Consider the following 9,578-nt stretch of genomic DNA (forward strand, 5'->3'; position numbering starts at 1 on the left):
AAAAACCAATTTATAATGGCAACTCAGCACCATTTAAGAACTCCTTTAACTTCTATGAGAGGATATCTGGATTTAATCGGAGGAGGATCTTTTGGAAAAGTTCCCAAAAAATTAAAAGCAGTCCTAGAAAGATTTGAGGCCTCGACTGTTCGCCTCGTAAGAATGGTTAATGAATTTCTTGATATTTCCCAATTTCAGCTTGGTAAAGAAGTTGTCTTCTTAAGGCCAAAAGGAAAGATTGAGCCAATTCTTAAGGAAATGAAGGAAGAATTAAAATTCCAAGCCGATGATAAAGGAATAAGATTGAAAATAGAAAAACCAAAAACTCCTCTTCCTTTAATAAAGGCGGATATAGAGAAGCTTAAAGCGGCTTTCTTTAATATTGCTGACAATGCCATAAAATACACTCAAAAAGGAAGAGTTGAAATTACAACGGAAGTTTTAGATTCAAAATTAAGAGTATATGTAAAAGATACCGGAATAGGACTTTCTAAAGAAGAACAGGAAACCCTCTTTACCAAACTTTTTGAAAGAGGAACGGAAGCAAAGAAGGCCTTTTCAACAGGAAGAGGTATAGGCCTTTATCTTTCATATCAGATAGTAAAAGCCCATAATGGCAAGCTCTGGGCAGAGTCGGAAGGAAAAGGAAAAGGATCCACTTTTATATTTGAACTTCCAATAGATAAAGAAGGGTAAGATAAATTTTCAATATTTTTTATGAAGGCATTATTGACAATACCTTTATTTTGTGTTTAAATAGAAACGGCACCTAAAAACCAAGATATTGCAAAAGGAGACAAAGATGAAAAGAGTACGCTTTATAATAATAGCGATTCTTATCTTTTCTTTTGTTGGGCAAGGATTTGCCGAGAATATAAGAAGGAATCAAAAAGTAAAGCGTTATTTAGAACGGAGTCAAAAAAGATCATTTATTTATTATCCCGACAGTCAAGAGGCAAAGTTGATATTTAATAGCGATCTTCGTTATTTTTTAAATAACGGTCCTTATACGTCAATCACGATTTTTTCGTGGTCCTCACAGTTTAAACGCTGGGACCCTATTTTTAACGAATCCTTTAACCCAAAAGAAAGACATTATTCTTTCAAAAAAAGTTCTCCTTATGTAATTGTTGTTACAAATTATAATGGCGGCGATATTATCTTCTTACAGATAAAATAAACTGCCTTATTTATAAAAGAGGCCCCCCTGGTCTCTCTTTTTTTGAAAACTATTGACAAAATTCTTTGAGCGTGTATAATTCCTAGCGTGCGAATAACCTCTGTAAACTTTTAAGAGACAATTTTTGTGTATCTCTTTCTTTTTCTTTATTTTCAAAAGTAGCAATCTATAATTACCCAAAAAGCGAAAACGGGTAATTTTTGTTTTTATATCTTTAACATCTTTTTATGCAGAAAATAAAAAACTTTTCCAAAGCAAAAGTGTCGCTTCCCCTGCCTTATCTGCTTGAATTTCAAAGAGAGAATTGGCAGTGGCTTCTTAAAGAAGGGATTAAAGAAATTTTCGAAGAAATTTCTCCGATTCGCGACTATACGAAAAAAGAGATGGAACTTTGGTTTACCGATTATAAAATAAAGGCGCCAAAGTATGAAACTGATATTGAAGCCAAAAAGAACAGAGATTCTTTTGAGGCCTCTTTGCGCGTCAAAGTAAAACTTGTAAATTTAAAAACGAAAGAGGTTGACGAACAAGAGGTATTCTTAGCTGATTTGCCCCTTATGACAGAAAGGGGCACTTTTGTTGTAAACGGAGTGGAAAGGGTGGCGATATCTCAGCTTATCAGGCCTCCGGGCGTCTTTTTTACCAGAAGCAATGGAGGTTTTGGAGCAAAAGTAATTCCCAATAGAGGAGCATGGCTTGAATTTGAAACGGAAACATCGGGAGCTATTATCGTTAAAATAGACAGAAAGAGAAAGGTTGCTTCTACTGCTCTTCTTAGAGCTTTTGGCGCATGGAATGAAAATAACATAAGGGAGAATTTTCAAGATGTTGATAATGGAGATGTTTCATATATTGAAGAAACTCTTAAAAAAGATTCTTCAAAAAACCAGCAAGAGGCATTGATTGAGATATATAAAAGATTAAGACCCGGAGATCTTGTTACTCCGGAAACGGCAAAGGAACTTGCCGACAATACTTTTTTTAATTTTGAAAGATACGATATGTCCAAGGTGGGCAGGTGGAGAATAAGAAAAAGATTGCCGGAAACAAAAGACAAAAAAAGAGCGGACGAAGATATAACAAAAGAAGACAGAGTTCTTTCTCTTAATGACATAGTTGTAACATTAAGAGAGATAATTCGGCTTAACAATGATCCGGACGGAAAGCCGGATGAAATCGATCATCTTGGAAATAGAAGAGTCAGAACTTTAGCAGAGCTTCTTCAAGGGAGAATAAGAGTAGGCCTTATGAGAATGGAAAGGGTAATAAAAGACAAAATGTCCACAATGGAAGCCGGAGAAATTTCTTCTTCCCAGCTTATTAATCCCCGTCCCATTATGGCCGTAATTAAAGAATTTTTTACATCTTCCCAGCTTTGCCAGTTTATGGATAATGAAAATCCTCTTGCTGAACTGGAGCATAAAAGACGCCTTTCTGCTACCGGTCCGGGAGGTCTTACGAGACAAAGGGCGGGATTTGAAGTCAGAGACGTCCAGCCTTCTCATTATGGAAGAATTTGTCCAATTCAAACGCCTGAAGGTCCGAATATCGGACTTGTAAATCATCTTGCCGGATATGCTAAAATTAATCCTTTCGGATTTATAGAAACGCCTTATTACAAAGTGGATAAGGGAAAAATACTTTCAAAAATAGAATATTTTAACGCATTTGAAGAAGAAAAATATAATATTGCCCATGGAGGAGTGGAAGTTGACGATAGCAACAATATTATTCCTCAAAAAGTGGAAGCTCGCATAAAAGGAGAGCCCGGACTGATTGATAAGTCGCAAATCGATTACATTGACGTTTCTCCTCAACAATTTATTTCAATAGGGACTTCTCTTGTTCCTTTTCTGCAAAATGACGATGCAAACAGAGCCCTTATGGGATCAAATATGCAGCGCCAATCCGTTCCTTTAATAAAGCCGGATGTTCCTTTGGTTATGACCGGATCCGAAGAAAGGGTAGCCAAAGATTCCGGACAGGCAGTTGTAGCAGATGACGATGGTACAATAGTTGAAGTGGATGCCAATGCTATAAAATTAAAAACAAAAAAAGGAGCCGTAAAAGAATATGTTTTAAGAACATTTGTCGGCACAAACCAATATACTTGTTTTCATCAAAGGCCTCTTGTGCAAAAAAACCAGACGGTTAAAAAAGGAGAGGTTATTGCCGATGGCGGTTCAATATCAGACGGATTTCTCTCTTTGGGGAAAAACGCTCTTGTTGCTTTTTTGTCTTGGCAAGGACAGACATATGAAGACGCCATAGTTATTTCAGAAGAGCTTGTAAAAGACGATTATTATACCTCCATACACATTGAAACTTTTTCTTGCGATGTTAGAGAAACAAAGCTTGGTCCGGAAGTGACAACTTGCGATATTCCAAATGTTTCGGAAGAAAAATTAAAAGATTTGGATGAAGAAGGAATTATTCGCCTTGGAGCAAAAGTCGGACCAAATGATATTCTAGTCGGCAAAATTTCTCCAAAAGGAGAAGCCGGTCTTACTGCGGAAGAAAGATTGCTCAGGGCTATTTTTGGAGAAAAAGCCAGAGACGTAAAAGACACATCTCTTCTGATGGAGCATGGCAAAAGAGGCAGAGTAGTTGGGGTGAAAGTTTTTACAAGAGAAAGCGGACACAGACTTGAGCCGGGAGTGATAAAAAGAATAGAAGTGGAAGTTGCTGAAATGAGAAAAATCCAGGCCGGAGACAAGCTTGCTGGAAGACATGGTAATAAGGGAGTTATTGCAAAAGTTGTTCCTGTTGAAGAAATGCCCTTTTTGGAAGACGGCACTCCTGTGCAAATTCTTTTGAATCCTTTAGGAGTTGCTTCAAGAATGAATCTGGGGCAGATATTGGAAACTCACCTTGGGCTTGCCGCAAAAAAACTTGGATATCATGCCGTTACTCCTTCAATGTCCGGAGCCCAGGAAGAAGATATCAAAGCGGAGCTTAAAAAGGCCGGATATGATGAAAGCGGAAAAGTTACTCTTTATGATGGGAAAACGGGCTTGCCGTTTCCCGAAAAAATATCAGTTGGGTATATGTATGTAATGAAACTTATCCATATGGTTACCGATAAGATTCATATGAGATCGATAGGCCCCTATTCTTTAATTACTCAGCAGCCTCTTGGGGGAAAAGCCCAGTTTGGAGGCCAGCGTTTCGGAGAGATGGAAGTGTGGGCTCTTCAAGGTTATGGCGCTGCTTATACTCTTCAGGAAATGCTTACTATTAAATCAGACGATGTTCAGGGAAGAGCGGCAACTTATGAAGCAATATTAAAGGGAATTCCGATAAAAAGTCCCCATTTGCCGGCTTCTTTCAATCTTCTTGTGAATGAACTGAAATCGCTATCCCTTGGAATAGAAATAAAAGGAAATATTAATCCTAAAGAATAGTTCTCGCATTTTATTTTACAATAATCATTAAAAAATTATGAATGTTATTGACCTTGAATCAATCAGAATCAAAATTGCTTCTCCCGATGATATACTTACTTGGGGAAAAGGAGAGGTTTTAAAACCGGAAACAGTAAATTACAGGACGCAAAAAGCGGAGAAGGACGGTCTTTTTTGCGAAAAGATTTTTGGTCCGGAGAAAGATTATGAATGCTACTGCGGAAAGTATAAAAGAATAAGATACAAGGGAATTATTTGCGACAGATGCGGAGTGGAAGTTACAAAATCTTCCGTAAGAAGAGAAAGAATGGGATATATCAAGCTTGCCTCCCCTGTTTCTCATATTTGGTTTTTGAGAGGAATACCTTCAAGAATAGGGATGATTTTGGATATTTCAATGCAGCAGCTTGAAAAAGTCATTTATTTTGCTGCATATATTATCACAAACGTAAACGAAGATTTGCAGAAAAATATTCTTTCCGAGATTGACAAGGAATACAAGATGAAAAGCAAGAATGTTGAAGCGGGAAAAAAGAAAGAAGATATTCTTTTGGAATTAAAGGAAGCAAAAGCAAAAGCAAAAGAAGAAATTTTAGGCATTAAAAAGCTAAGAGTAATATCTGAGATAGAATATTACGATCTTTCTTTAAAGTACGGAGAGATTTTTGAAGCCGGAACAGGAGCGGAGACATTAAGAAAAATAATGGAAAAAATTGATTTGAAAGAAGAGGTGGAAAAGATGAAAAAGAAAAAAGTGTCTCCGGCAAACAAGAAAAAGGCCCTTATGAGATTGAAAACTTTTCAAGGAATGATTAAGGCGGGAATAAGGCCGGAATGGATGTTTTTAACTGTTATTCCTGTTCTTCCTCCTGATTTAAGGCCAATGGTTCAGCTTGATGGCGGAAGATACGCCTCTTCAGACCTTAATGACCTTTATCGCAGAGTCATAAATAGAAATAACCGCTTAAAGCACCTTATTAGTATTTTTGCTCCGGAAGTGATTATAAGAAATGAAAAGAGAATGCTTCAGGAAGCAGTTGATGCGCTTATTGATAATGGCATGAGAAAAGGAATACTAACTACGGCAACGACAGGCGGAAGGCGGCTGTTAAAGTCCTTGGCAGATATGCTCAAAGGAAAACAAGGAAGATTCAGGCAAAATCTTTTAGGAAAAAGAGTTGACTATTCAGGAAGGTCGGTGATTGTAGTTGGGCCGGAATTGCGCCTTCATCAATGCGGTTTGCCAAAGAAAATGGCCTTGGAACTTTTCAAACCGTTTGTGATAAAAGAAATACTTCAGAAAGAACTTGCTTTCAATGTAAGAGGGGCTTCGCGCTTAATTGAACAGGAAATTGATGAAGTTTGGGAAATATTAGAGCAAGTTGTTGAAGGAAGGGTTGTTCTTTTAAACAGAGCTCCTACTCTTCACCGTCTTGGAATACAGGCCTTCCAGCCGGTGCTTATTGAAGGAGAGGCCTTAAAAATACATCCTTTGGTTTGCAGAGCTTTTAATGCCGACTTTGACGGAGACCAGATGGCGGTCCATGTTCCTCTTAGCGAGGAAGCTCAAAAAGAAGCGAGAGAAATAATGCTTTCTGCAAATAATCTTTTAAAGCCGGCTACCGGAACGCCGGTTGTCACTCCGAGCCAGGATATAGTTCTCGGATGCTATTGGCTTACAAAGATAAAACCGAATGAAAAGGGAGAAGGAAAAGCATTTTCCGGAGTTGAAGAACTGATTATGTCGGAAGAATTTAAGGGAGTAAATATTAGAGCCAAAGTCAAGGTTCTTTTAAATGGAGAAGTAAAAGAAACATCGCTTGGCAGAATTTTATTCAATGAAACTCTTCCTTTGGAATTTCCTTATGTTGAAGACACGATAAGCTCTAAAAAGCTTGATAAAATTGTAGGAGAAATTATTGAAAATTACGGAGAAAAAGTGGCTGAAGAAACTTTGGATAAGATAAAAAACCTTGGGTTTAAATATGCCACTCTTTCGGGAATTACATGGGGAATGGATGATTTGACTGTTCCCAAGGAAAAAGAAGGAATATTGGAAAAAGCAGAAAAAGAAATAGAAATTGTTGACAGCCATTTTAAAAAGGGCCTTCTTTCGAGAGAAGAAAAAAAGGGAAAAGCCATAGAAGTTTGGACAAAAGCAAAATCGGAAATTGAGAAACTTGTTCCAAAAACCCTTGATGAATTCGGTTCAATATTTGCGATTATTGATGCCGGAGCAAAAGGTTCTTGGAGCCAGCCAACTCAGATGGCCGGAATGAAAGGTCTTGTGATAAATCCGGCGAGCGAAATTATAGAACTTCCGATAAGAAGCTCTTATAAAGAAGGTTTTGACGTTTTGGAATACTTTATATCAACCCATGGAGCCAGAAAAGGAACTGCCGATACCGCTCTTAGAACTTCAACTGCAGGTTATCTTACAAGGCGCCTTGTTGATGTTGCCCAGGATATTATAGTGAATAAGGAGGATTGCAAAGACGAAACGGGCATAGAAGTTTTTAAAAAGGATTCAGACGAAATAGGCCAGAGCTTTGTTTTCAAAATAGTTGGCAGGGTTGTTCTTGAAGATGTTAAATCGGGCAATAAAGTTCTTGTTAAAAAAGGAGAGATAATTGATTGGAAAAAAGCAAGAATTATTTTGGAAAAAGAAGATATTTTATCTTTTAAAGTCCGTTCTCCGATGACTTGCAAAACGATAAGAGGCATTTGTAAAAAGTGTTATGGTTGGGATTTGGGGAAGAATAAGCTGGTTGAAATGGGTTCTGCTGTTGGAACCGTGGCGGCTCAGGCGATAGGAGAGCCGGGAACCCAGCTTACAATGAGAACTTTCCATACAGGAGGAGTTGCAGGAGGACTTGATATAACCCTCGGTCTTCCCAGAGTTGATGAAATTTTTGAAGCCAGAAGCCCGAAAGGAAAGGCGGATATTTCAGAAGTAGACGGTAAGGTAACGGAAATTTCAGACAAAGGAGTAATTAAAGTAGAAGGAGAAGGCCAAACGATTGAGTATAAAACTCCTTTTAAAGTTTCTCTTTTAATTAGAAAAGGGGATCTTGTTACAAAGGGTCAAAAGCTTTATGAAGGGAATGTTGACTTAAAGGAACTATTTAAAATGAAAGGCAAGGAAGAAACCCAGAATCATATATTAAGAGAGATACAGAATATTTATTCTTCTCAAGGGGCGCTCATACATGACAAACATATTGAGGTAATGATAAAGCAAATGTTTTCCAGAGTGAAAATAAAGGATCCGGGAGATAGCTTGTTTGTCATAGGAGACGTTGTTGAAAAATCAAGAGTTCTTGAGGAAAACGAACGTCTCAAAAAAGAAAAGAAAAACATTATTAAAACATCTTCCGTTTTGCTTGGAATTTCAAGAGTTTCTTTAAGCACTGATTCTTTCCTTTCTGCCGCTTCTTTCCAGGAAACATCAAGAGTTTTAATTAAGGCGTCTCTTGAAGGAAAAGAAGACAAGTTGAGAGGCCTAAAAGAAAATGTTATAATAGGGAGGATGATTCCGGTTGGAACCGGATTCAAAAAGGCAAGGACGGATTAGGTTTTTTAAATTTGTCTTTACAATTTAAATAGCATTTAAAACTTTTGTTTGATTTGAACAAAAATGGGCAAGAAAAAAAGAAAAAACAATCATAATCCTGATTTAAAAGAAGAAATCCTTCCCGAAAAAGTAAAAGGGTGGATTATGGGAGTTCTTATGATTGTTGCTTCTCTTTTAATCACTCTTGGATTTTTCGAAAAAGCGGGAATAGCCGGAACGACGATGGTAAGATTAGGAAGAAATCTGATAGGAGAAACTATTTTTGTAACCCCGGTGATATTTTTTTTAGCCGGGTTTGTTTTTTTTGTTTCAAAATATCCTCTTAAGATAAAAAGACAGCTTTTTTATCCAATTATAATTGCTTCTCTTTTTTTAATTTTAGGCATTACCGGTCTTCTTGGCTGCCTTGACCAGGAAACAAAGCAAGGAGGGTATGTAGGATATATATTAAGCTGGCCTTTCTTAAGATATTTTGGTTTTTGGGCTTCGGTTGTTATTTTCCTTAGCTTTGTGGTTATAGGCGGAATAATTTTCGGCCATTTTATAAAGCCGTTTTCTAAAAAGAAAGAAGAAGAAACAATAGAAGAAAAGCCCTCTATTTTCAGAAGAATGTTTGAACCGAAATTTGACATAAAGGAAGTTCCCGATGCTGTTCAAACAACGGTAGCGCCTAAGATAGAAGAAAAAACAATTTCTTCAAAGAAAGATTCAGTTCAAGGAAAGGTTTTTCCTTATAACCCTCCCCCTATTGACCTTCTTGATATCGGGAAGGAAGTTCCAACAAGCGGGGATATCAAGACAAATATTACCGTAATAAAAAGAACTCTTCAAAATTTTGGCATTGATGTTATGATGTCCGAAGTAAATACAGGTCCTACTGTTACTCAGTATACCTTAAAGCCGGCTGAAGGAATAAAACTGTCGAAGATAACAGGTCTTTCAAATGATCTTGCTCTTTCTTTAGCCAGTCATCCGATAAGAATAGAAGCACCAATTCCAGGAAGATCGCTGGTTGGGATAGAGGTTCCAAATAAGATAAGGGCTAATGTCCGCTTAAGAGACCTGATTGAAAATTCAAAATTCAAGGAATTGCCAATGAATCTCACTATTGCCCTTGGAAAAGATGTTTCAGGAGTTCCTATATATGTTGATCTTACTAGAATGCCTCATCTTCTTGTCGCCGGTTCAACCGGAACAGGAAAGACCATCTTTCTTAATTCCTTGATAGCCAATCTTCTTTATCAAGAAAGCACTACCGTAAAGAGCGCCGGTCCTGACAATCTGCGGTTTATCATGGTTGACCCGAAGAGAGTTGAGTTTTCAGTTTATTCAAATTTACCCCATCTTCTTTGCCCTATTATTTACAATGCGAGCCAGACAATCAATGCTCTAAAATGGCTAACAAAGGAGATGGAAAGAA

General features: G+C 37.5%; 5 protein-coding genes. All 5 read left to right on the forward strand.

The annotated features are described in order from the left end of the window. A partial coding sequence (locus PHH50_03600) for a HAMP domain-containing sensor histidine kinase (GenBank protein MDD3729368.1) occupies window positions 1-696 on the forward strand: 696 nt, incomplete at its 5' end. A gap of 106 nt (window positions 697-802) precedes the next feature. Then, on the forward strand, window positions 803-1,180 hold the full coding sequence (locus PHH50_03605; protein ID MDD3729369.1) for a hypothetical protein: 378 nt from the start codon (window positions 803-805) through the stop codon (window positions 1,178-1,180). Window positions 1,181-1,407: 227 nt separating this feature from the next. Further along, window positions 1,408-4,584, forward strand: a complete 3,177-nt coding sequence (locus tag PHH50_03610) for a DNA-directed RNA polymerase subunit beta (protein ID MDD3729370.1) — start codon at window positions 1,408-1,410, stop codon at window positions 4,582-4,584. Between the two features lie 37 nt (window positions 4,585-4,621). Further along, window positions 4,622-8,158 (forward strand): DNA-directed RNA polymerase subunit beta', encoded by a 3,537-nt coding sequence (gene rpoC / locus PHH50_03615; GenBank protein ID MDD3729371.1) that lies wholly within the window; start codon window positions 4,622-4,624, stop codon window positions 8,156-8,158. A gap of 63 nt (window positions 8,159-8,221) precedes the next feature. Then, window positions 8,222-9,578, forward strand: a 1,357-nt coding sequence (locus PHH50_03620; protein MDD3729372.1) for a DNA translocase FtsK, incomplete at its 3' end; no start/stop codon positions are given.

This window comes from Candidatus Paceibacterota bacterium (genome assembly GCA_028697015.1).
Classification (GTDB): domain Bacteria; phylum Patescibacteriota; class Minisyncoccia; order Minisyncoccales; family GWA2-38-27; genus JAQVFW01.